17 protein-coding genes are annotated in these 24,585 nt (G+C 57.1%); 4 read left to right on the forward strand and 13 right to left on the reverse strand.

Annotation, left to right across the window (positions count from 1 at the left end):
* Window positions 1-32: 32 nt before the first annotated feature.
* From RMP09_RS01340 to RMP09_RS01395, 13 genes are all read right to left on the reverse strand, one after another.
* Window positions 33-281 (reverse strand): hypothetical protein, encoded by a 249-nt coding sequence (locus tag RMP09_RS01340; RefSeq protein WP_310564210.1) that lies wholly within the window; start codon window positions 279-281, stop codon window positions 33-35.
* 2,276 nt (window positions 282-2,557) lie between these two features.
* A complete protein-coding gene (locus tag RMP09_RS01345; RefSeq protein WP_310564211.1) occupies window positions 2,558-3,253 on the reverse strand; it encodes a hypothetical protein in 696 nt (231 codons plus the stop codon).
* Window positions 3,250-3,717 (reverse strand): hypothetical protein, encoded by a 468-nt coding sequence (locus RMP09_RS01350; RefSeq protein WP_310564212.1) that lies wholly within the window; start codon window positions 3,715-3,717, stop codon window positions 3,250-3,252. Before RMP09_RS01350 ends, RMP09_RS01345 begins: the two co-directional genes overlap by 4 nt.
* 78 nt (window positions 3,718-3,795) lie before the next feature.
* A complete protein-coding gene (locus tag RMP09_RS01355) occupies window positions 3,796-4,503 on the reverse strand; it encodes a SprT family zinc-dependent metalloprotease (protein ID WP_310564213.1) in 708 nt (235 codons plus the stop codon).
* Window positions 4,487-7,714: a type I restriction endonuclease subunit R gene (locus tag RMP09_RS01360; protein WP_310564214.1), complete on the reverse strand. Its 3,228-nt coding sequence runs from the start codon at window positions 7,712-7,714 to the stop codon at window positions 4,487-4,489. The genes RMP09_RS01355 and RMP09_RS01360 overlap by 17 nt, the downstream gene beginning before the upstream one ends.
* Window positions 7,715-7,754: 40 nt before the next feature.
* A complete protein-coding gene (locus RMP09_RS24020; protein ID WP_409559666.1) occupies window positions 7,755-8,216 on the reverse strand; it encodes a Mov34/MPN/PAD-1 family protein in 462 nt (153 codons plus the stop codon).
* A gap of 15 nt (window positions 8,217-8,231) precedes the next feature.
* Window positions 8,232-9,992: a ThiF family adenylyltransferase gene (locus RMP09_RS01365; RefSeq protein WP_310564215.1), complete on the reverse strand. Its 1,761-nt coding sequence runs from the start codon at window positions 9,990-9,992 to the stop codon at window positions 8,232-8,234.
* Window positions 9,985-11,022, reverse strand: coding sequence for a nucleotidyltransferase (locus RMP09_RS01370; protein WP_310564216.1), 1,038 nt, complete (start codon window positions 11,020-11,022; stop codon window positions 9,985-9,987). Before RMP09_RS01370 ends, RMP09_RS01365 begins: the two co-directional genes overlap by 8 nt.
* Window positions 11,019-12,137, reverse strand: a complete 1,119-nt coding sequence (locus RMP09_RS01375; protein WP_310564217.1) for a CBASS cGAMP-activated phospholipase — start codon at window positions 12,135-12,137, stop codon at window positions 11,019-11,021. Before RMP09_RS01375 ends, RMP09_RS01370 begins: the two co-directional genes overlap by 4 nt.
* Window positions 12,127-13,332 (reverse strand): restriction endonuclease subunit S, encoded by a 1,206-nt coding sequence (locus tag RMP09_RS01380; protein ID WP_310564218.1) that lies wholly within the window; start codon window positions 13,330-13,332, stop codon window positions 12,127-12,129. Before RMP09_RS01380 ends, RMP09_RS01375 begins: the two co-directional genes overlap by 11 nt.
* Window positions 13,325-15,940, reverse strand: coding sequence for a type I restriction-modification system subunit M (locus tag RMP09_RS01385; RefSeq protein ID WP_310564219.1), 2,616 nt, complete (start codon window positions 15,938-15,940; stop codon window positions 13,325-13,327). Before RMP09_RS01385 ends, RMP09_RS01380 begins: the two co-directional genes overlap by 8 nt.
* A 114-nt stretch (window positions 15,941-16,054) precedes the next feature.
* A complete protein-coding gene (locus RMP09_RS01390) occupies window positions 16,055-16,699 on the reverse strand; it encodes a DUF6988 family protein (RefSeq protein ID WP_310564220.1) in 645 nt (214 codons plus the stop codon).
* A gap of 79 nt (window positions 16,700-16,778) precedes the next feature.
* Window positions 16,779-17,690 carry a WYL domain-containing protein gene (locus RMP09_RS01395; protein ID WP_310564221.1) on the reverse strand — a complete coding sequence of 304 codons (912 nt, stop codon included), beginning with the start codon at window positions 17,688-17,690 and terminating at the stop codon, window positions 16,779-16,781.
* Between the two features lie 126 nt (window positions 17,691-17,816).
* On the opposite strand from RMP09_RS01395, the gene RMP09_RS01400 reads away from it, so the two are divergent.
* From RMP09_RS01400 to RMP09_RS01415, 4 genes are read left to right on the forward strand one after another with little or no spacing between them, the layout of a single operon-like run.
* A complete protein-coding gene (locus RMP09_RS01400) occupies window positions 17,817-19,280 on the forward strand; it encodes a DUF3375 domain-containing protein (RefSeq protein ID WP_310564222.1) in 1,464 nt (487 codons plus the stop codon).
* Window positions 19,264-20,025 (forward strand): DUF4194 domain-containing protein, encoded by a 762-nt coding sequence (locus tag RMP09_RS01405; protein ID WP_310564223.1) that lies wholly within the window; start codon window positions 19,264-19,266, stop codon window positions 20,023-20,025. Before RMP09_RS01400 ends, RMP09_RS01405 begins: the two co-directional genes overlap by 17 nt.
* Entirely contained in the window at window positions 20,022-23,390 is a 3,369-nt protein-coding gene (locus RMP09_RS01410; protein ID WP_310564224.1) for an ATP-binding protein, read from the forward strand. Before RMP09_RS01405 ends, RMP09_RS01410 begins: the two co-directional genes overlap by 4 nt.
* Window positions 23,365-24,552, forward strand: coding sequence for a DUF3322 domain-containing protein (locus RMP09_RS01415; RefSeq protein WP_310564225.1), 1,188 nt, complete (start codon window positions 23,365-23,367; stop codon window positions 24,550-24,552). The genes RMP09_RS01410 and RMP09_RS01415 overlap by 26 nt, the downstream gene beginning before the upstream one ends.
* Window positions 24,553-24,585 lie beyond the last annotated feature (33 nt).

Here is a 24,585-nt window from a genome sequence, read left to right on the forward strand (position 1 = left end):
AGACCGTTTTTGCACGTCCCCGTGCGCTTCAATCAGCTGACGTTGCTGCTCATCCATTCCTGAATCCTGGTCAGGTTGAAAACAATCCGGTCGTCTGGGGCTTTGCGCCAGAACGTGCGATGCGGCCAAGCACCCGTGCGGATTTTTGCTCTCACGGCGTCGTCCGTGTAGCCCGTGTACTCCACCACAACGCAGATTAAGACCCACCGGTCAGTCGGGTCGAACAGCCGGCCAGGTTCTGGCCGGCTGGTGAACTTTGGCTTCGCCTTCTCTTCTTGCATGCAGTCCTCGCGTACATGTTCGAACGGGACTGTGCAGGACTAGCTGCGGTACAGGAGGCTTTACCCCGCGTGTACCTCAGTTTTCAGTTGCTGGAGCTGCTACGGTCGATTGAAGCGGTGCGCGGCCACCGGCTCCACCTCATCTTGAAGACGTGGGGAGCGGGGCCTCAAGAGACTCTGCAATCCGAGCGTGCATCAACGCAGTGGGATGCGCGATGCCAGCCAACCAATCTAACCGCACTCGACGTGCCTTCGAGTCGTATCGAGCGCTTGTGAGAAGCGCATCGTTGGCATATCGCATCCCTCTCCGCTGCTCGATGTCATACGGTTTGAAGTCGGAGATGTTCCCCCACGGGGGTGACCTCTTGCTGAAGACGTACTCACTGCTTGCGGGCCAGTAGGCCCAGCGAACTCGGTCCGCTATAGGACATTGCTCACCTAATCGGTCGCACTCGGCACTGCCAGCACATATGCCGCGAGACCTAAACACTCCAGTGGAGTCGGACAGAACCCATAGGTGCTTCGTCGCTGCTGCAACCTGCGCCGACTGAAGTTTGGGCACATACGAGCTCTGGACTTCCAGTAGTCGCTGAGGGATTGCTCCGTAGAGCGCTCCTGCATGAGTGAACGGCAACTGTGCGGCAATCAGACTTTGTACAGGCCGATTCGCATCTCGGGTCCTCCCGTTACAGGAGCTAAGCTCCGCTTCATGGCTCTCTACCTCATGCGCCCTAGATACCGGGTCCGGGTATTGCAACATCCGAATGGATGCTTTGCTCGACTCAAGCCCGAGACGAGTGAGGCCTTCGTCTAGCAAGGCATACACCTCAGGCAATTTGTCTATGTAAGGGCTGGCTTCTTGAGGGCTCACGGGGGAGAGAACCTTAAAAAGTCCGTGGTTGACGATAGTTGCTACAAGCTGAGCAGCTACTGGAACACCCCGATACGTCAACAGCGGCGGGTGAAAAACATGCTTCACAACACCAGCGAACCTGGCGTCATTTCCCCCAAACTGAACTAGTACCTCGGCAGGCAGCACAGGATTCGAACAGGAACGAATACTGAACGTGCTCTTGCTACTGCGGTAATTCTCAAGAAACAAGCCAAGCCCCTGTTGTAGCTCGCGCTTTTCTGTCTTCATGGATTGCCCCTCACAGAGGGCGCTCGCCAAAGCGTGCTGCTGCGATGCTCGCACGTAGGTAGTCTTACTTTTGGCCGTTACACCAAGGTTGCCGGGTGGGTTTTGCTGGGGAAGCAGAAAACCGTCAAGTACTTCTGCGCCAGAGCAAGCAAATGACATGAACTGGACTACGGTGTCGGGCATCGTCAATGCTTGCCGCATGGCATACAAAGATGGCCAAGACAGTACCGACCTGTGGCAGGTTGGGTCCAACCATTGCGCGGACTTCTTTAGAACTACATGTGCGGGATAGCCAGGGTCAACTGCCCAGTCATGAGGGGGTTGATATTTCAGCTTAGTGTTTAGCTGGGCAGGATAGTCGGGGTTTCCCTCGCCAGAGGAAAACGAGTCCCCTAGGGACACGATTAGCCGGCTCTTTGGTTCTACCGTCGTTCGGACGACCTTTGCGTCAGAGGAGCGCACTGCTTCAAGCTCATATCTCTTTCCAATTTCAACCTCAAAACGCGGGCTCTTGGAGCACGTACCCATCTCGGAGATAGAGGTAACGCCGCTGACTGGCGTCAGCGTCCATCGGCAATCAGCAGAGCCCCATTCGGTTCGACCAATTATTTTGGCCGTTCGACTCAGGACCCTAGATACATCGTACCTCTGGGTCTTTACGTCCCAAGCTGAATCCTCTAGGTGCCGCACGTTATCGCGGTAGTTCACTTGGGTCAGTCTCGTTTCTATGCCTGCCCCGGCGCCTTTCATCTCAGACAGTAACGACTCGAAGGCTCGTTCAGAAAAAAGTGGGAAGCGGTTCACCACTTCCCACGATAGTTGCGCATGTAGGCCGGTACTAAAGCACCCCATGACCAAGGTCATGAGAACTGACTTTTGCATATTGCCTCCGCAGAGAGCTCTGTTCAAGGTGGATGGAGATACTCCTCCGAACCGTGCAGTACAGCCATCCCCCATTTGAGGGAATCCGCTGAACGGAGACCAGCTTGGTACTGCTGGGAACTGGAGTCCGGCAAGCCCAGCTAGCGTCACCTACCAGCTAATTTCTACTTAACGGAACTAGGGGAGTGGTGCGGGCTTCTGGCAATACCTGGCAGCCGACCTCGTTGGAGACGCTGTGGACGCCGTACTCTCTTTATGAAGCGCCACCGCTCCTAGTCGGCGCATCAGGTCGCTGTGCAAGACCCCAAATTTTCGCCGCCACCTCAAAGTTATCCACACCGTCGATGTCACGCGTCACAAAGTCAAGCTCAATCAATCCTTGCGTAGGCGAGTTGGTCCAGTAGTGACCCTTTAGCCGCTTTCCGGCTTCGTGTAGCTTCAACTCGCCGGCCCCTGAAGTTTTGGAACTCTTCCCTTGATAGAGCTTACTCAGCTCATAGATGTAGCCGATTCGCGTGGCTTCAGTTTTCGAGTTCTGTAGCAGGGCTTCGACCTTGGACTCCCCATCCTGGTTTTTCGTGAATGACTCAATTGAGAGAGTCAAGTAGGTCTGTCGAATAACAAACGCTATCTCAATTTGAGGCGGTGGAGCACCTTTCTTATCGTCGTAGTTTGAGTCAAGATTCCCAAACCACAACCCATGAACAATCGGTCGGCCAAGCCACTTCGCGAGCTTGGGGGACGTCCAGGTCATGCGGGAGAAGAAACCGAAGGCCAACGCAGAAATTGACAACGCGGTGGTGACCCCTTGCCAAACGGCCGCCCACTCGGAGGCCCCAAACGCCGCCCAGCGCAATAGACCTATCAATGCAGCAAGGACAACAGTTACGCCTGCGAAGAATTTCAGCAAACGTTCGAGCTCGGGGTATGTCAGGCTGAGAAGGTTCATTTGACTTTGACGGTATGTACTTGGGCACCACGTTCGAAAAGCGTCAGCACATCTTGGTTGGTCAAGAGGCCAACACATTCAATTCCTTGAAGCCTTGAAACGAGTTGGGCAGTCATGTGCCGGGCGCCCATCGGCGAGGCCCCTTCCGATTGAGAGAACTCGTGAGGTATCCCTGGCGACAGGAACTGACACAGATGCGTTAGCGCCAGGCTGTGCGCGTCAACGAAGTGGAACCCATCGTGCCAGGCAGACGCCCTGCCAGAGACCTTCGCAAGGGTTATCGCCACGCTTTCTGCCCCTGCAACCGGCAACCCCAGACCTGTTGGAAGCGACTGGCCAAGTGCCAGATGCGGCAAGTGCGCCAGCGACGTGTAGAACACGACACCCAGGCCAGTGAAGTCTCGGGGTTTGCGTTCTGCCACCCGCAGAAGCAAATCCAACACGCGTTCGCGGACCATTTTCATTCCCTACCGTTCTTGTGACTTGCTATTTACCCCACCGGCGCAAGACACCGGCGGGGTCCTCAATATCCTGCGCAAACCTCAGAGCGTCATCTGAGCGCCGTGTTCGGCCAACCACTGCTCATGCCGCTGCCACCCAGGAAGCTCTTGCTCGACGAGCCACCAGAACTTCGAAGAGTGGTCCCGATGAACCAAGTGCGCAAGTTCGTGCACCACCACGTAGTGCAGAGCCTCCACGGGCACGGCAAGCGCTTTCCAATGGAAGTTCAATGTACCTTTTTCGGAGCATGACCCCCAACGGTGGCCCAACTCCTGAATGCGAACCTGGTTCGGGGAGACGCCCATGGACTTGGCGTGTTGCGCCACCATCTCAGGAATTCGCTTGAGACCTTCTTGGCGGTAAAACCCCTTTAGCAGAGCCTCGGCTTGCCCCCGCTTTGCACGGTCCAGAGCGAAGACATCGCCAACGCGCTCCACGGACCGCTGCATGTCGGACCGAAAGTCCAGTCGATGCGGTTGGCCAAGGAAATAGACGGTCTCCCCAGAAACGAATTCTTTGGGAACTGGCTGAGGATTTAGTGCAGCCCATCGGGCCTGCGCGCGATAAACCCAGTTGCGCTTTGACTGGACGACTTTCTCGATGCGCTCATTGGAAATCGCCTGGGGCGCCTTGACCAAGACACTGCCATCTCGCTCCAGATAGATGCCGACAGTACGTCGGTTCGTACGCTCAACCGCATACGTTACGTCCGCCGCGCTTGTGTGTGCCATCTCAGGACAAGACCTCATTGCTCCGAACCTTGGCCAAGGCGACCAGGTCTCGGGCCCAGGAATCAGCGCTGTTCAGGGCTACATCCACGCCGGTGCATAGAAGCCGATTTGTGATTTCCCCTTGTAGCTCGCTGACCTTCACTGGGTTATTCCAGAAGCCCGGCGCCTGCAGCTCATCAACCAGGAGTTCAACCAGGTCATTGCAAAGCGACTTGAGATTGGCTTTCTCCTCTGCGCTGAGCTTCGTACCTTCGGGAACCTTGACCATGAGTGCTCGATAGAACGGAGCGGCCTTAGGCGACACACCATCTTCGGGGCTCGGTCGTTTCGCTTTCGTCTCTTCAACCAGGAGGGTCAGTTGCTTGGCTTGCTCTTCCCAGTTGTCTTTGTACTTCTTGATGATGGCTTCAAGCTTTTCAGATAGCGGACCATAGAAACCAGGGTCTTCATCTAAGTGGACCGTGATGTGTTTGCGCAGCGCGTGCTCCATGTGAGACGCCTTGGCTCGGCTAGAGCGCTCGTCTTCTGCCTTCTTCGAGAAGTTAGCCTGCAGTAATTCGACAGGTGGCACTTTGAGGTCGATGCCCAAGCCAACAAGGTGCTCGTTTACCAGACGCTTGACTTTCTCACCCGCTGACCCAAGGTCTAGGGTGCCATCCTTGAATCGCTCGCGTGCCTGGGCCTTGAGCCAAGCCAAACGCTTCGCAGGGACTTCGTACTGAATAGCACGGGGGTCCGGCATTACGGTGTTGAGAGCTTGCAAGAAGAGCGTGAGCAGAACGTTGAACGTCTCTCGCTCCTTGGGCTGCTCGATGACATCCATCAAGACCTCGAAAACGAGGTAGTCGTCCTCTGCTGGAAGCTTCTGTGACGCCCAGTCATAGATTTGCTCCACCTTGTGTTGGCGAAAGAATGCGGCCAGCCGCTCAAAGGTAGCCTGCAGCCGGACAAACTCATCGTCAACTGACCGGAAGCACGAAAGGAATTCATCGACGTCTTCCCCGGCATAGATATCGAGAGCATCACGAAGATGCTTGGTCAGCCCGATGTAGTCAACGATGTAGCCCACTTTTTTGCCAGGCGCTTTACGGTTCACGCGGGCGATTGCTTGAAGCAGGGTGTGCTCCCGAAGGGGCTTATCGATGTACATCACCTGTTCGATAGGGGCGTCAAAACCCGTCAGAAGCATGTCGCAAACACTCAGAAAGGCAAGGCCTGTCTCTGGCTTGCTTAGGTCGAAGCGTTTGAGGAAATTGGTGATGGCATCGAGCTCCTTGGCTTCTTTGCGCGCCTCGACGATGACCCCAAGCGAGTTCGTCCCATCCTCGGAAACGATTGCCGCGGCTTTCAAGAACTGCAGGCGGGCCTGGATGGCTGGGTCAGCTGATGGTCGCTTTGCGTATCGCTCGGTGTAGGCTGCCAACGCCTTGCCAATGGCGTCACGGTACCGGATGGCCGCAAGCTTTGAACTGGAGACCACCTGAGCTTTGAACCCGTCGGGCAGGATGTTCTCCGCATAGTGTTTGACGATGTCCTTGGCGACATCGGCAATCCTTCCCTCGGCCTCAAGAATGTCATCCCGGCCACCATATTTCTGCTTGATGGCTTCCAGCTCTTCTTCAGTGCGGTCAGCGAAGAGGTCTTCGAACTTCTCGTCGAACTCGTCCTTGTGGGATAGAGCTGTGTTCGTGGTCTTGCCGATGTAGACGATGGGTAGCACCGCCTCGTCGTCTTGTGCTTCCCGCAGGCGATAGGTGTCGATGAGCGACCCAAAGCGCGCCATCGTCGTTTGCTTGTGGCGCTTGCTGATGAGCGGGGTACCAGTGAATGCAATCTTGATGGCGTTGGGGAAAGCCACAGCCAAGTTGTTGCCCAGGTCTCCGTACTGCGTTCGGTGCGCTTCATCGATGAAGACGATGATTCGGTCAGAGTCGTTCACTTCAGGGAACGGCTTGAGCACCGGGACTCCGACCGGAATACCCAGTGCCTGCTTGACCGAGGCAGGCAACTGTTCCGCGCGCTCCTGGAATTTATGGACCATCACCAGGTACAGCCCGGAGTCTTTGCCTTGGAGCCTACTTTGTAGGTCTGGGCGGTTCGCGATGGTCACGACTTGCTCGCCCGTCAGTGCCGCGGTTCCGCCCAATTGCTCTTCAAGGTCGGTTCGGTCGTTCACCATGACGACCTTCAAATCGAACAGGTCTTTGCTGGTGCGAAGCTTCCTGACAAAGAACACCATCGTCAGGGACTTCCCTGAACCTTGCGTGTGCCAAATGACGCCTCCTCGAGCGGCTCCTGACCCAGCTCGAATACGCTCCAAGGACTTGAGGATTGCGCGGTACTGCTGATAGCGCGGCACCACCTTGATAAGGGATTCTCCCTTGGTGGTGAAGAGGACAAAGTTCAGCAGCAGGTCGACCAAGGTTTCCTTGGGGAGCATCCCTTGTACGAGTACTTCTTGCTCGCGCGGCGCGCCGCCCAGGGGTGGCGTGAACTGTGCGTACTTGACCGGCATGATGGACTTCCACTTCTGGAAGTCGTCAGGGTCAGTCGTGATAGAGCCGTAGGCTGCTTCTGTTCCAGTGGTCGCGAGCAGGAACAGGTTGGTGTGGAAAAGTCGTTCTTCACCCTCCAGTTTTTGACCTTTGGTGTCCGATGAGCGCCGCTCCGAGTAGCGCATCAGCTGCGTCCTGGCTTCCTGCAGCGGCACGCTGGTGAACTGGTTGGCTTCCTTGCATTCGATGACCACAACGGGCATGCCGTTGATGAACAGAACGACGTCTGGACGAATGTGCTCCTTGACCTGCCCCGGGGTATCGATGCGGAACTGATTGATGGCGTGAAAAGCGTTCGCCGTCGGATTGTCAAAGTCTATTAGTCGGACCGTGACGGACTCTTTGCCGCTTGCCGTCTCACGGTCAACTGGAACGCCTTTGACCAGTAACTCGTAGACCGTTTTGTTGGCCTCCACCAAGGTGCCTTTTGCGCCAGCGATGAGGTCGTAGATGCTTTCGAGGTCGCTGTCCGGCAACCATTCAGCACCAGACGCATCGCGGTTGATGCTCTTTACCGCGCCAAAGAAAACGTCTTTCAGCAGGACGTCTCGGAACGAGTGCCGAAGGCTCTTTGCTGGGTCACCTGGAAGTCCCTCTCCCTGGTCAATGACAGACCAGTCAAGGTTTTTCAGTTGCTGCAGCAATGGCAGTTCGACGAGGACTCTTTCGGACATATGACGACAGGCTCAGGGGTAGTAGGTGTATTGCATCGTTCTAGGCTACAGGGTGTAGCGACTCGACTGCAGATGCCGTGACTGCTCCAACGAACAGACCATTAGGGAATGTTGTTTGCCCTACGATAACCATCAACATCGCGTGCAACTGATGTTCTGACTGATTGAAGATGTCCCTCATCTTTCCCAAATCAGTACCTGACGGTGAGGGACACGGCTCAGGGTGGGAGTGCCAATCCCCAATGTAGTGGAGCCCGTCTTTAAAGAGGCGTGCGATGTCCTGGCGTTCAGCTTCTCGGTCTGGCCAAAACCCGAATCTTGTGCGGCGCGAGCGACCACTCGTTACGGTCGCGACCTCGACCACAATCGCGCCCTCCTCGAAACGTGCAAAAAGCTGGCCGCCTATCTCTTTCGCGAGGAAGGTGCGCTGCCTGTTGCTCGACAACACGTCAAGACAGGAGGTGCTGAAAACGTACGTTTGACCTTGGAAGGCGTACTTCACGGTAGCTCTTCCAAATCAGATGACAAACTGATAGCGACGACTGTCGCCCAACTCATTGATACGGGAAAGCCAGCTAGCTCTTAGCGACAGCCCGTTACGGGAAAAGTCGTTTACATCGCCTACCCAAACACGGTGTACAGAGTTGGTGACGCGGCCCAACAGCGCGTCCAGCGCGAGCTCACCAATGAGAGATGTGCTGTTGAGTGAACTGAGAGATGAGTAGGGTTGATAGAACGCGCCACAGGAAGGCTCGCGAGGCAACCCTGGCGCAGTGTCCAAATCTGCGACCGGCTCAGATAGGAGACCACGCTCGTCAGTGAGGTCAGATAGGCGGCCGCTGGCTGGATAGCAGAAAACCGCATGTGCAGCCGCTCCGAACGGCTCCATCCATCCAAACAGGACTGGCGGCATCTCATCTGTAGAGAGCAGTGAGTCAAGGTGATGGTTGCTAGCAGGCTCCCCCGTCACTGAAATCACGAGGTCAGCCCCTTCAAGCTGAGCGCGATGCTTCTGAGCCCAATCCTCCCATTTGGAGGCGACTCCCACTACCTCTGCATCGGGAAAGCTGCGCTTGATTGCGGATTCAAGTGCGACAGCTTTGGCATACCCTACATCGTGGCCTCCGAGAACGTGCCGTCCCACGTTTTGCCAGGACAGTACATCGGCATCAATCAGAGTCAGCTTCCCTACACCAGCCTGCGCCAGGTGTACCGAAAGCTGCCCGCCGATGGCACCACAACCCAAGACGACGACGTGAGAGGATTTCAAGGCTGCCGCCGCTTCTCCTGCAGTGCGGTTGTGTAGAAATTCGCGGTGAACTTCGGTCACCTTAAAGTGAGGGAATCGAGTTGGAACGAGGCAGAGCGCCTGTAGCCGAGAGCGTACTTTGCCTTTTGAGCCTTGTCGAAAGCCCGGTATCCCAGAATGCCTGAGGCCCGGCATCCGTACTTGCTTAGGGGTGAGCAGCATGGCCCCCAAGTACACGCGAGCATTTTCATGCTCGAACGACAAAACGATTGGAAGACTCTTTCGAGCGCGCCACCGGGACACTGCCATCGAAAGTTCAGCAGAGGCACCTGCGTCTTCGACAAGATTGACGAGGTCTTTCATCGTCAATGGGTAACGCTCAGGGTGAAGCGGCGCATCGAGCTGAACAACCAGGGCGGGCTCAAACGTTCCTGCGTAGCGACGTTGGCCTGACTTTGCCCAGGAATTGAGTACATCTTTGGAGCTGGCCATCACAAAGTGCCCGCTCACTTTGTCAACTGCAGAGGTCCAGACACAGTGACCTGAAGGTGGTCGCTCTGCCAGCCACCCTTCATTGGGCGAACGCTCAACCAAGCTCCAGTAACTTTGGGCCTCGCTGTAAAAGTCGTTTTCGTTTTTGCGAGCCTCTCCCTCCTCAAGAAGAGTCACTGCGTCGCCTACCAGCTGAGTGACATGCGCCAGGCCAACTGGTAGCGTGAATGGGCTACCAGCCGGGACCATGCAAAGATGGCCATCGCTCTCGACGTGGGGATACGAGATTCCATTGATGGCGTCCGGAACTGCTACCAGGGGAAGCGACCAAGGAAAGTTCTCGTCGACTGCCACTAAAAGGTCGCGAGGGTCATTTGGCAAGGCACCGGGTAGGCGCCACCCCGCAATGAGCCCTCGCCGGCTGGGAAACCGCTTTTTAAGGGTCTCGAGGTTAATCGCAGACGCTGATGGCCACCAGTCCACAAGTTCTGTGTGAAGCTGTTTCACAGCTTCTAGTTGGCCAAGGGTATCAGGCATATTGGCCCGCACCTCCTCTTTTGTCGACTGCCTGCCTGGGCTCAGCTGGCAGCTTCCCGGAGCTTCCTGAGCCGCTGTTGTCCTCAAGCTCCTTGATTCTTTTGTCCCAATAGTCTGTGTAAAACACCGACTTCAGCGCCTTCAACGCCATCAGTTCGTCACAGTCATGGCGGTCAATTTTTGAAAGTTCGTCGATAGCGCCCTTCAGCTCGTCGCGCATTTTGCGAATCCTTGAAAGGGTTTGCTCCGTAGTGATTTCTTCTTTCGGGTCTACGGGGCGATAGACGTTTTCTTGAAGCAGCAGGCGATTGCGTATTGACCGCATCACAACCAGCAGCGCTTGGTCGTCTCTGTTCACTTTCCCTTGATGCGGGTATGCCTCGTTGGCAAGTACAGAGATGATGAAGCCACTGGGCATCGCCCAAGAGCTTCGACTCTTCGACCAGTACTTGAGCAATCGAACGATGCGTCGAAGCTGGCGACCGTTGGTTTCGTCGGGACTCTTACTTGTGACAGAGTCATTGAACCAGTTTGTGATGTCTTCGGGGGCTGACGTTTTCCAAGCGCCTGCAGACGCAAGTTCCTTCTTGGTGTTTCCGTCTTCCTCGAAGGTCCGATAAACGGGAATATCCACGTGAAACCCGTCGTTGTAGTACACGCGAACGCAGTTCTTCCGGACTTCCGGGGGGGTGTTGAACTCGTCTTTGACCGACAGCGCTTTGCGCACCATCTCTTTGGCGTCATTGGCAGACTTGTCACCCTCTCTTGGGCCCTTGAGAGAGGAGCGAGAGAAGACAGCACCGTCATCAATGTCGGAGGTGTCTACTTCCGACTGCACCATGGTGCGCATCGCATAAGAGCCCTGCTGAACGAACTCCTCTGGTTGCGGGTCCTCATTGGAGGTAAGACCATTTTTGAGGCGCTTCCTGTTTGCATCACGGCGGTCTCTTGCCGTCTGAAGTGATGCGTCATCCACGAAAACGCGCTCGTTGTGGAAATCGGTCAAGTGCTTGTTGGCGTCGTAGCTCATTGTTTATCCTCCCTCAGCTGATTCAAGTTAGAAAACATGTCCAAGACCATCGCATGCTCAGCGCTTGACTGAGGCGAGTTGGTCAGTGCACTCATGTTCAGGTCTGTCGCTCGTTGGCCGAGCATTTCAAGTACATCAAGTGACTTTTGGTCGTTTGCGTCCAGTGCCAGGTGTTTTGACTCTTCACCTGAAACGTGGGGCTCCAACAACCGATGCAGAGATACGCGGTCGCTCATGGCCTGAACAATCTTGCTGGCCAGGTACGGGTACACAGAAGCTTGGGCCTCTAGCGACAGGGTCACGATGTCACTGCCGCCTCTCCATTGCCAAGAACCTCGCGGTGCGTCGACCACATTCAAGGTTCTTGCCTTGTTTCCGGCGCACGTGCCAACCGAAAGAATCTCAATTTTTTGCCCTGGCGCAGCAAACTCGAGTGCTTCCACCAAGCCCACAAGGACTGGGTTGTTTCCCCATAGACCTCCATCCACGAACAGGTGTGGTGCTGAGACACCAGGGTTCGGCGACTTGACCGCATGCATCGGGAAGAACACCGGAGCGGCTGCCGATGCCATGCAAACATCAACCAGTTTGTAGTTGTTGTCGCGCGTCAGGCGCGCCCCATGTGGAGTCTTAAACACCCAAGCTCGTTGTGACTCTGCATCGATGGTTGGAACGCAGAGTGCAATATTCCGGCGCCTGAACATCTGCTCAAGTGTTTCTTCCTTGAGGACCGGTTGGAGCGCAGTGCGGAGGGGAGCGGATTCGTTTGCGGGCGAGAACAAGTTGTGGAGTACCCAGCCCAACGTGCGCATCTTCGTGCTGAAGCATCCATCCTGCAGCGGCATCGGTCGCTGGAAAATCGAAACAGCTTTCTCTCGGTACAGGCGACTCACGTCCTCTAAGGCGACCCCTGCTGCAAGCGCAACAGCCAAGATGGAGCCTGTACTCGTCCCAACGATGAGGTCGAAGTTAGCCCCCAGGTCCAAGTGTTCTTCCTGAGTTTTTCCGCTCAGTCTGGCCACTCTAACGGCCATCTGCTGAAGCACAGTCGCGGTGTAAACACCTCGGATGCCTCCACCGTCCAGACACAGAACTCGATATGGCTTATTGGTCATGGTTGACGATGGTGGTTTGACGTTGCGCGGGTGGGGTTAGTAGCTTGCTCAGCAAGCCTTGCTTCTGTAGCTTGAGCTTTGCTAGATGAGCCTGCTCCTTTTCCAGTTGCGCATCGATAGAGTCAATGAGTTCAACCACACGCAACTGCTGTCCCAAGTCAGGTAACGGCACTCGAAGCGCTCGGATTGTCGGTAGGTTCAAGCCAGCCTTGGCTCCACCATCGTTAAGTCGTGCAATTTGGTTTGAGCCAAAGGGACTCGCAAACGCATGTGCGACCCATCTTGGATGGACTCTCTGGTCCGAGAGCCGAGCAAGTGCGATGTGCTGATTCACATAGGCTTCACCAAGCCCTGGAGGAACGGACGCAACGATTCCTAGGTCTGCAGTGATGGAGATAAGCAGGTCCCCTTCTTGAAGGCGGGTTCGAGCTCCCTCCCCGCCCTCGGGGACTTGCACTCGCACAACATCATCGAAACGAAGGTTGGGGTGTTCGCGAGTCAGGTTGCCAATTCGAAGGAAAAGCGCGCCTTTTTCGGAGTAGTAGCTAGCCCACCCACGTGAGCCTGAAGTGACCTGCTCACACAAGGTACCCAGCGAGCAGCTTGGGGATGTGTCTGCAAGAGGCAGTAGCTGTTCGAAAACAACACCTGAACGAAGCACTTTGAGCTTTGCCGTCTGTTCGGTACACACCTCAATCTGCGCATCCATCGCTGACAGCAAATCAGCGATGCGTCGCTGCTCATTCTGGTCTGGAATTTGGACTGGAAACGCTGAGGCTGTTCGCCAGTCTGTGCGCGGCATCTTGGTTCCAAAAGACGCTGCTACGCAATATTCAGAGAACTCAGGCAACCCTACTACGTGGTATGCGTAGCGCGGGTCAACGCCGGGCTTTGCTCGAAAGGCCAGCAGCTCTGAGGTACAGACGCCAGAAAATTGCGGCTGAGCGTACTTTCGAAGGTACGGGCGAAGCTTTCCAAATAGGATGTCACCTGCTTGGAATTTGGTCTTTGAAGACAGGTTTTCTGAAGCCTTGGACCAAGACAAAGCACGGCCAGCACCTTCTGGAATGTGCTCCAAGTTGATGCATGGAACGTCTGAATCCAAAGGAGTTGGCAAGTGCTTGTCCCGTACAAGTTCGACAAGGTCGCCAAGGCACCCAGTTGAGCGACCTTCTGCTGTTCGCAAGTCACTCATACCCGAACTCCCGCAGAAGCATCGTGACCAACTCAGCTTTTGCCTTGCGCCCAGCGTTGAGTTCGTCCAGCGTAACCGCGTACTTTGCCCATAAGGCTTCGACTCGGTGTACCAGAGCATCCCTGTAGGCTTGGAGTCGGTCCTCGAAAGCGGTTGCAAGGGTACGCATCCAGCGGTTCAGGATGAGTCGTTCTGCTTCTGCGTCCGAAATCTTGGCGCGCGCGGCGTCGACCAGCTCGTCACGCTTCTTCTCGATGCTCTTGACTGTCGCCTTGGATAGCTTGAGCTCATCCTCGGCCGCTGCGTGCTTGGTCATCAGGCCTTCGACCATTGCCAGTTCGGATTGCAGTTCAGTTTGACGTGCGGCGTCGCCACCTTTCTTAAGCCCCTTGAGCTCGGCGTTGATTTCCTTCTTCCGTGCCTTCAGGGCGTCGGCCACTGCCTTGGGTAGCACAGGCTGGTCATCCGAAAACTCGTAGGTCGCGAGGTCGATTTCTTCTTCCTCTTCGCCCTCTTCGGGCTTAGCGGCCTCAAACATGGCCTGCAGCTCCGCAATGCGCGCCTGTGCGTCACTCAGGTCTTTCAGAATCTCTGGGAACTGAGACTGCAGGATTTCGTCAGCGGGGATGAGGTCTGCGTTCCAGCCGGACGCTGCAACAGACTTGAAGTCTGCTGTGAGCTGACTGGTGAATTCAGCGAAAGCGCCGCGGACCTGGAACTTATCCAGGACACCCCTCGGCACCAAAAGCTCCTCGAGGCCGCTAGCGAACTTCTTTTTCAACTTGAAAAAGGTCCCCAGCTTGGGCAGCTTGCGCATCTCAGGCTCATTTGCTTGCCACCAGCCGGCCAGCGCCGCGTGGAAATCAGCGTGCTTGCCTTGCACAGAGGTGTGCGCTTCAACAATTCGCTTTGCTTCGCTCTTGTCCGCCTTCAGGGCGGGCAAGAAGTCCAGGTAAGTCGAGTCGCCTTCCCGCAGTTGGAACAGTTCGCGCTCGACCCCCTTGTAGTTGTCGAGCCAGTGACTCAACGCCTTCACCTCGACCGCAGGAACTCCTCCGTGCATATGAGCGCGGACATCCTGAGGTTCAGGCGGAGGAGAGTTGTCGACATAGCGGCGGATGTTGAGGTTGAAGTCTTCCGCTTCCAGTCGCTCAAGTGAGATGAACTCCGAGTAGCCCTTGACCTCCAGCTCTTCGTGGTAGACATGCGAAATCTTCTCGATGTCTTCTGGCCGCAAGGTGTTCTGGTTCTTGCCTTCCTTGAACTCCCGGTCAGCATTGATGAAGAGCACACACTTGCGCTTGTTGGCGTCTTTCTTGTTCAGAACCAGGACGCATGCCGGAATGCTGGTGCCATAGAACAGCCCAGGCGGGAGCCCGACAACTGCTTCCAGGTGCCCTGAAAGAAGAATTCTTCGGCGAGCTTCCCGCTCCCTCCCGCCACGGAATAGGACGCCGTGTGGCATGACAACAGCAGCCTTTCCTTCAGGCGTCAGAGTCGCCAGGATGTGCTGAACGAACATCATGTCCGCCTTCTTGCCGGTCTCTGGCATGAAGGTGTGGAAGCGCTCCTTGAACTGCATCTCTTTGGTGGAGTAGTTCAGGGAGAACGGAGGGTTGGCAATCTGACGGTCGAAGTGCATCAGCTCACCGTTGGGAGCCAGATGCTTCGGGCTCTTGAGCGTGTCGTCGTTGCGGATGTCTGCAGACTTGTACCCATGAAGAATCATGTTCATCTTGCAGATGGCCCAAGTGGTCGGATTGACCTCTTGGCCGTAGAGAGCCACACGACGCGGGTCTCCACCAGACTCTTCTACGTAGCTCCCAGCCTGGATGAGCATGCCGCCTGAACCGCAAGTCGGGTCCCCGATGGCCATCAACTCCAAAGGCTCCATCAGTTGAACCAGAAGTCGGACCACCGGAGATGGCGTGTAGAACTCGCCACCCTTTTTGCCGGCTGTGTCGGCGAAGTACTTGATGAGGTACTCATAGCCAGCGCCGAGCAGGTCGGGGAACTCGAACCATCCGTTGCCCAGGTGAACTGTGGAGAAGTGGTCCAGAAGCTCCAGGATGATGGGGTCGTCGACCTGGCGCTTCTTGTCGCCTTTGGTCGCCATGAAGTTGATGGGCTTGAGCACGCCGCCGAGTGCTTCGACGTTGTCTTCCTCGATGGCAGCCAGCGCCTTGTTGACCATGTCACCCACATGCTGCTTGACGTGCAGAAGGCCACGGAACTGTTGTCCGTTCTCCAGCGTGAGGGGCTGTTCCACTTCCCAGCGCGCACGCTCAGGCACCCAGAAGCTGAACGCCTTCTTATTCTTGAGCAACGCTGAGATGACCTTTGGCGGGTGCCCGGCTCGTTTGGCGTCCGCCTCAACAGTCTCCAGTTCTTCCTCAAACTGGTCGGACAGCCGCTTCAAGAACAGCATGCCGAAGAGGTATTCCTTGTACTCGGTCGCGTCCATGCCTGTCTTGCGAAGGATGTCCGCTGCTTTCAGCAGAAAAGACTCGAGCTGTGAGAGGGTGAGTTTCTTGCGCTTTGCCTTGTTCATAGGGACCTGAAAATCTGATGCGATTTCAGGTGTATGCGTGCTGTTTATCTGTGTCATGGGGGGGATGGGCGATTTGTGCGGCAGCGAGAGAGCTGTAGAACTTGTTTTTGGAGCTATATCAACTGGTCACTTAGAAGGTCCCAGGGGCGTTGCTCCTGAGCCATCGGTGTTTCAACGGGTCCCGTGGATGATGGGCAAGCAATCAACGAAATCCACGTGCAGGCGTCTGACGATATCCATCTTTTTGGGGTCGCCCGCCATGACGGTCACCAGTTGAGTGGTCAAGGCGAAAACAGCGCTTGAGTTCCTCAGGGAGTCGTAGACCAGCTTCGGGGTGTATCCGGTCACGGCGCGTGTCAGCGGGTGGATGCCACCATGGTTGAAGCTGTTGAGCGCCTTCCAGGCCACGTCGCGGTATTCCTTGAGTTGCCCAACGATGTACGAGGGGGCGTCTGGAGCAGCGTCGAGATGTTTGAGCATCTCCGCCAACATCGGCCCTTCATTGGCCTGCCTCTGCGCAGCGAGCGTCAGCGGCTGTGAAAGCTTGTCCACCCACGAGTCGCTTGCCGCATACGCAAGCCACATTCCGCGAACCAAGCTCTCGAACTGAGGCCTCATCAAAGCGAAGGCAGAGCTGGGCTTGCCGCTGTCGATGAGTTCGAGCACCGCGGTACCGTGCTCGAGCGCTAGAAACCCTGCATCAGATGCGATGTCCGCCCGTGAGCCAGCAGGAGGCCCCAGGTCTTCGACGTGGCTGTAGACCGCCTCGTGGAGCTCGAAGGACCGCTCAATCAAGCGTTCAAGTTGTTCAACCAATTTCGTCTTCGCCTACTTGAAGGTGGATGTGCACGAAGGGGAGCCGCGTGGCGCCATGGCGTTCGGGGGTAGCCCTGCGCTACCGCGAGTGGTTGGTTGTGGGCAGGAACGGAGCAACCTCTTCTCTGTTGAGGAGCGCAATCTGCTGAACCTCCGGGGGAGCCCCGTGGCCATCCAACAGGTCGAGGTGCCGGAGTGTGTAGAACAGAAGCGCCTGTCTACAGGGGAGCTCAACACTGCCGTTTTCCATCCCGTAGTCGAGTTCGATGACCTTCTGAACGGCCAAGGGGAGGGCAGGATTCGGTCCCAGTCGGAGCGTCACCATTCGATGCCAGGCCTCGTCTTTGGCAGCGTCGACTGAATCCAATGAGGTGGCTGTAACGCTCAGGATGCGAGCCACAACGAAGTCAAGAAACTGCTCGCGCCGGTGGCAATAGGCGCGGACATGCCAGCGAAATCCATCGTGCGCAACGGCGTGTGGCGAAAGCGTGCGTTCGGTTGGCTCCAGCGATGACACAGACTGATAGCTGACCACCACCTGCCTCATTGACCTGATGGCCTGCAGTATCGGAAGCAGCACCTCTGCGGGAACCCTTCGACCAGGCACTGGCGCGAGGTCCACGGATGGCATCCATCCCAGAAAGCTCAGCTCCGGCGGCAAGACATCGGTTGCGCGCGCCAGCAACTCGTTGAGGTAGCGCTGTGGACTGTTGGAGCCAAATAGAGGGCTGAACTCTGGCCCGGGCAGGTAGACCTTGGCGCTGCGGTCGTAGACGGCGTTTTTTGGCGCCATCTCCAGGTACTTGGCCAGGTCCAGGGACGCTTGAGGTATGGAGATGCCAAAGAACTCCGTCAGGTCCACCCGGTTGATTTGGCCGTCCCACCGCAAACGCCAGTCGATGAACTCCAGACGTCGCTCCTGCCCCCATTTGGAGGTGCTGCGCTGGCCGGTGGGAGGTTTCGTTGGCATGGGGGGCACCATCTCTTGCATGCGCGCAATTATTGCATGCATCTATATATTGTGCGAACAACTAATATGCGTATAATGGTTATTCGTACAAGGTGACGCAATGCAAGTCAATGCCCTTTTCCCCTCTATAGCTGGCTGGAGCCGCCCATGAAAGTGGCCCGGCTTGCTGCTGCCAATCTCGCCTTGCGTGAAGGACGGGTTTGGAGGCTCCTGGCTGTTGATAACGGCCCGCTCATCGCAGCACTGCTGCAGTCGCTGTTTGGGGACGACGAGAAGGTCCTGCCCGTATCGGTCGCTGTGGAGCGGATGACCCGTGACATTGACCTGTTGAGGGGGCAGGGCCATGCCTTGGCGCAGACCAGCCAGGCGTACCTGGCCGACTGGCTCACTCAAGGCTGGCTCTCTCGGCGGTTCCCTGCCGGGGCGCAAGAAGAGGTTTTTGAGCTCAGTGCCGAGGCCCTTACCGCGCTGCGTTGGGTCTCTGGGCTCCAGAGGCCACGTTCTGCCGCGACCGAGAGCCGGCTTGCAAGCGTCATGCAACAAGTCATCCGCCTGGCAGAAGAGACCGATGCCAATCCGGAAACACGCCTGGCGCGCATGCGCGCAGAGCGTGAACGGCTTGACCAGGAAATCCGAGAGGTGGAGCGCGGAGGCTTGAAAACACTTCCGGATGAGCGAGCGGTTGAGCGTGCTCGTGAAGTCATCGCTCAGGCCCAGGAGCTGGCCGGAGACTTCCGCAACGTGCGAGACGCATTCGACCGACTCAATCGGGAACTGCGTCAAAGCCTCATGGAGAACGACGGCAGCCGAGGCGAGGTGCTCGAGCACCTCTTCGCTGGGGTGGACCTCATCGCTGAAAGTGACCCCGGTCGGACCTTCAGTGCGTTTTGGAACCTGCTCACGGATGGCGAGCAATCATTTGCCCTTCTAGAGGCGCTCGATGCCATCACAGCCCGTGGCTTTGCCCGAAAACTTGAGCCTCGCGAGCGACGGTTTCTCCAGTCGCTGACTGCGACCCTGATGTCCGAGGGGGGCGAAGTGCACGAAGTTCTGCAGCAGTTCGCCAGGAGTCTCAAGAGCTTCGTTCAAAGCCGTGAGTTTCAGGAGCAGCGCCGGTTGCATGCGCTGCTGCGGGAAGCGCAACAGGCCGCTCTCGCTGCAAGAGAGCTTGTACGCCCAAACCAGTCCATCGACTTCACGCTCAGTTTGACGAGCAGCCGCATCCGGTCCGTAGCTCAGTGGACGCTGTACGACCCGACGATGCGCGTTCCCGACTCGACCATGGATGACGCAGAGCCTTCCGAATTGACCATCGAAGCTGTCGAAGAGTTGGTCCGGCAGTCGGAAATCGACCTTCGCACGCTCCGCGACCACATCCGAACGATGTTGCTGGAGCAGTCACAAGTGAGCATCGCAGATGTCCTGGACCGCTATCCGGCGGAACAGGGTTTCGGCTCAGTCGTTGGTTACGTTGCACTCGGCGCCCGCCACGGAGAGGTCTCCGAGACTGGGCAGGTTGTGAGCTGGACGGGCAAAGACGGCGTAGACCGCTCCGCCCGTGTCCCAGCCATTTATTTCACCAGGGAGAGGATGATTGAGTTCATTCAATGAATCGGGAGCCGCGCACGGCGGTGACTCGGAGTGTTTGCCTGAAGTAGACGAAGACCATCACCCGGCTGGTACGGAGTTGTTTTCGGGTGATTGCGGAACCTTGTCGCTTGAAACAAGGCGCGCCCTGGTCCAGCTGCTACAGGGGCCAGCCATTGACGGGCGACGTCACTCAAAGCTCTGGCAGGTGCTGCTGCGCGAAGAAAAGGTTCTTCGGCAGCACCTGCACAACCTGTTCCTCGAACTCGTAGTCGACTACGACCAGTCTGTGGCTTTCACCAGGCAGGTTGTCGCTGAGAGCGTTGACATACCTGTACTGCTTAGAAAAGCACCCCTGACCTTCATCGAGTCAGCCCTCGTTGTCTTCCTCCGGCAACGGCTTACTCAGGCCGATGCCGCCGGCGACCGCGCAGTCGTATCCAGCGCTGAAATCTACGAGTACCTCAGCGTCTTCGAGAAGGACCGTAATCAGGACCATGCCCGATTCGAGCGGCAAATGGAGAACGCGGTCGAGAAGGTCAAGAAGCTGAGTCTGCTTCACAAGATTCGAGGGGGCGAAGACCGCTTCGAGGTCTCTCCGACACTCAAGCTCTTGTTCCCTGCGGAGGAAATCGACGCACTCGCAAAAACGTACCGGGCGCTTGCCACAGAGCAAGTCGGTGGCGGCGAAGTTGCCACGGGTGCCGAAACCGACAGCGAATCCGCACCTCGCCCGGACGACGACGCCGACGAGCAGGAGGCCCAATGACCGCACCTGACAACTTGAGCCTCTTCGGCACACCGGAGCAAGGCAGCGATGACCAGATGAGGCTGAGGGAAATGCAGCTCTTCAACTGGGGCACCTTCTCTGGCTATCTGCGCATCAGCATCGCCAAAGAGGGATACCTGTTTGTTGGTCCATCCGGCTCGGGAAAGTCGACCATCCTGGACGCTCATGCCTCGCTGACCACTCCTCCGCGCTGGGTCGACTTCAACGTCGCTGCACGTGAAGCCGAGCGTCGCAGCAAAGACCGAAACCTGATGACCTATGTCCGCGGAGCATGGGCTCAGCAGACCTCGGAATCGGGCGAATACGCCGCTCAGTTCCTCAGGTCCGATACCACTTGGTCAGCCGCGGCCGAGACGTACCGCGACGAGTCGGGAAAGGTCGTGGTGCTCGCCCAGGTCATCTGGGTCCGTGGCAAGTCGACCAGCCCCGGAGAGGTCAAGAAGCTCTACTTGGTTCTTGAGAGGGAATTCGACCTTCGCGAGCTCAAGTTCTTTGCAGACCAGGACTTTGACACTCGCCGCTTCAAGTTCGACCTACCTGATGCTTTTGTTCGTGATGAGTTCAGCGCGTACCAGGAGCGATTCCGACGCCTGCTGGGCATCGATAGCGAACGGGCACTTCGCCTGCTGCACAAAACCCAGGGCGCGAAGAATCTCGGCGACCTCAACGAGTTCATGCGTGACTTCATGCTGGACCCGCCGAACACCTTCGAGCTGGCTGAAAAACTGGTTCAACAGTTCGATGAGCTCAACGACGCCCACCGAGCTGTCGTCAGTGCTAGGCGGCAAATCGAGACGCTCAAGCCCGCTCGCGACGAATCCATGTTGCTGGACAAGGCACACACGAAGAAGAGTGAGCTGGACGAGCTGAATCTCGGGGTTGATAAGTACAAGGAACGCCAAAGAAAGCGTCTTCTGGACGAGGCCATCGAAAGGACCAACACGGCTATCGAGGGGCAAGCTCAAGAGACTGAGCTGCTGGAGCAGCAGGAGAAGGCAGCGTTTGCGGAACTCCGCTCACTCCAGGACCAGCGTGCCCAAATGGGTGGGAGTCTGCTCGAAGACCTGCAGGCGCAGTTGACGACTGCGGAAAAGCTTCGAGAAAAGAGAGGCGGCAAGCGGGAGAGCATTGCCCACTCGTGCCGAGTCATGGGGTGGACTCTGCCGGAGAACGCCACAAACTATGCGGGTCGCAAGGATGCGGCCAAGGCCTTTGTGCATGGGTCAAACGAGGTCGGAGCGAAGTTCGAAGGGCAAAAAATCGCGCTGAGCATTCAGTTCACCGATGCTGGAAAAGAACTTGAGAAAACCAAGCAGGAAGTAGCAGCGCTCGAACGCCAGCGCTCGAACATTCCATCGCGCATGCTGAATGTGCGCGAGCGCATGGCCCGTGAGCTAGGGATTCCTGAGGAAAAGCTCCCCTTCGCAGGGGAACTCATGGAGGTTCGCAAAGAGGATGCCGAGTGGCGCGGCGCCATAGAACGCGTTCTCAACGGGTTCGCTCAATCGTTGCTGGTCGATGAGAAACACTACTCGCAGGTAGCTTCATACCTGAACACCACGCATATTGGGGAACGGGTCGTCTACTACAAGACGATGAATCAAACGGCCGCGCAGCGAAGTGTCGGACCCGACTCCCTCATCCGGAAGCTGCAGTTCGCCCAGGTGCCACAGGCGGAATGGGTTCGAGAAGAGCTCAAGTCTCACTTCGACTATGAGTGCGCAGCAACCCTGCAGGCGTTCCGCAGCGCGCACCGCGCCATCACACGCGAGGGGCAGGTCAAGCACAACGCCACCCGGCACGAAAAGAACGACCGATTCCGTGTGGACGACCAGAGCAAATGGGTTCTCGGAATGGACAACGCGTCCAAGCGCGCCTACTTCCAGAACTTGGCGTTTGAGCAAGCGACTGAATGGGAGCGACTGCGCGCGGCCTTAGCTGCGTTGGATGAAGAGCGTGGCAAGGCGCAGGAAAAAATGAAGGCGTGCATTCTGTTGGCGAACACGGAATGGGACGAACTTGATGTGAAGGCCTCGATTGCCCAAATCGAGGGACTCCAGTCCCGCATCAAACGCGAGCAAGAGAGCCGACCCGACTTGGGCAAACTTGATGAGGACATCAAGAAGCAGGAGAAGAACTACGACGAAGCCCGCGATGCTCACAGCAACGGAAAGGCTTCCTTGGCGTCTCTGACAACCTGGCTCAAAGACTACGAAGGGAGGCTCGGTCGGCTTCGAGAAGAGCTCTTGTCTGTAGCGTTGACACCCTTGCAGTCAAGTGGTCTGGACGAACGCTACAGCAACTACCCGCACGAGCTGTCGCTCGAAAATCTGGACGCGGCAACAACACATGTTGTGCGCGGCATTGGCGGCGACCTTGGCGAACTTCGGACAGAGATTCAAAACCTGGTGACGAGCATCGAGCGCCGTTTCGAGGAGTTTGTCCGCCTCTGGCCGGCGGAAGCGGGCGGCCTGGACGCGAAGATTGCCAGCGAGCAGGACTTCTTCGCGAAGCTAGAGCGGCTGGAGAAGGACGGGCTGCCGGATTACGAAGAACGGTTCTTGAAGCTACTCAGGGAGCAGAGCGAGCAAAACCTCACCCGGCTATCGACTCAGCTTGACCAGGAGCGCAAGGCCATTCGAGACCGCATGACAGTGGTCAACGAGAGCCTTGCAACGACTCAATTTGGTCAAGGCACGTATCTGGTCATCGACACGGCTGACAAGCTCATGGCCGATGTGACTGAATTCAAGCAGCAGTTGCGCTCCGCCATGAGCAACATGCTGAGCCAGGACGCAGCCAGTGCCGAGCAACGGTTTGTGGCCATCAGCGGTCTTGTCAAGCGGCTTGCCAGTCAGGAGACCCCCGACAAGAACTGGCGAAACATCGTCCTCGATGTACGCCAGCATGTGGAGTTCATTGCCAGGGAGCTCGACAAGGACGGTATCGAGCAAGAGGTCTATCGCAGCGGTGCAGGTAAGTCCGGCGGGCAAAGGCAGAAGCTCGCGGCGACCTGTTTGGCTGCTGCTCTGCGCTATCAGTTGGGTGGGCAGGACCGAGCCCTACCAAGGTTCTGTACGGTGTTTCTCGACGAGGCCTTTGACAAGGCGGACGCAGAGTTCACCACGATGGCGATGAACATCTTCAAGACGTTCGGCTTTCAGTTGGTCGTGGCGACCCCGATGAAGTCCGTGATGACCCTGGAGCCATTCATCGGTGGGGCGTGCTTTGTACACATCAAGGACCGCAAGTTTTCTCACGTCATCCCCATTGACTACGACAGTGACTCCAAGCGATTGAACCTAGGTGCGCAAAAGCATGACGAAGAAACTGCAGAGGCTTGAGCAAGTCAGGGACTGGCTGGTTCGCCGCTACAACAACCAACATCGGGTCTGGCTGGAGGGTGGCGGTGATTGGCCGCTACGGGTGGCCCTCGGAGCCCCGACTGAGGCGGATGTTTCGTCCGACCTGTCTACCGTGCGCGCGTGGGTCGACAGCTGGTTGCCCTGGTCTGGTGTTGGAGTTGTGGAGACCGAAGAGCGAAGGTGGGCACGGTTAGGCTCCCAAACGCTGCCCGTGGCACTGAGCCTTCAATCGGCTCGAGAGGTTGCCTTATGGTGTGGGCAGGAGCGACGATGGCTTCGTGCCGGTGCGCGCCTTGAGCAAGTTCTTCAACGCTGGCCAGCATTGCGGGGCGCGGGGAGCCTGGGCAAGTACTTCGATGTGCTGGCCGACTACAGCGACGCTGACTTCGAGCGATTGCTTGCGGTCATTTCCTGGCTGCTTGAAAACCCTACCTCGGGGCTGTACGTACGTCAGCTGCCCATTCTGGGTGTTGACACCAAGTGGCTCGAAAAGAGGACTGGCCTCGTGACTGAGTTCTTGGGGCTCTTACGAGGTGGACCGGTCAAGAACGAGTTTTTTGAGGCCACCGGGCTCAAGCGACTACCTCAGCGAATCCGCATGCGAATCCTTTGCCCTGAGCTGCGGATGCGGGTGGGCGGGCTTTCAGACGTGGAGGCAACTGTGGAGGACTTGGTCGCGCTCGAATTGCGGCCCAGTTCTGTGCTGATGGTGGAGAACTTGGCTTCAGGTGCCTCTCTTCCGGACATTGCTGGTGTTGTCGCGTTCATTGGGCTTGGCAACGCAGTCTCATTGTTGGCTCAACTGAAGTGGGTTCAGGGGTTGCCCGCGGTGTACTGGGGCGACCTGGATACACATGGGATAGCCATCCTCGCGCGTGCTCGCCGAGTGTTTCCTGGCGTGCGTTCCATCCTGATGGATGAAGCAACCCTTGAGCAGTTCAAAGAACTGACCGTCCAAGAGCCCACCCAATGTCTTGAAGCCGACCTCGAATCCTTGACAGAGGCTGAAGGAACAGTCTTTCTGGGTCTCAAGAGCGGAGCTTGGGGTGCACGTCTCCGGCTTGAGCAGGAGCGAATCCCTTGGCCAATTGCCGAGGCCGAGATTCGGAGTGCCCTCGCCCGTCGCCATGCGGATACGTAGGACTTCATCTTCTGTGTGGATGCAGCAGGGCTG

This window comes from Hydrogenophaga sp. (genome assembly GCF_031426985.1).
Lineage (GTDB): Bacteria > Pseudomonadota > Gammaproteobacteria > Burkholderiales > Burkholderiaceae_C > Hydrogenophaga.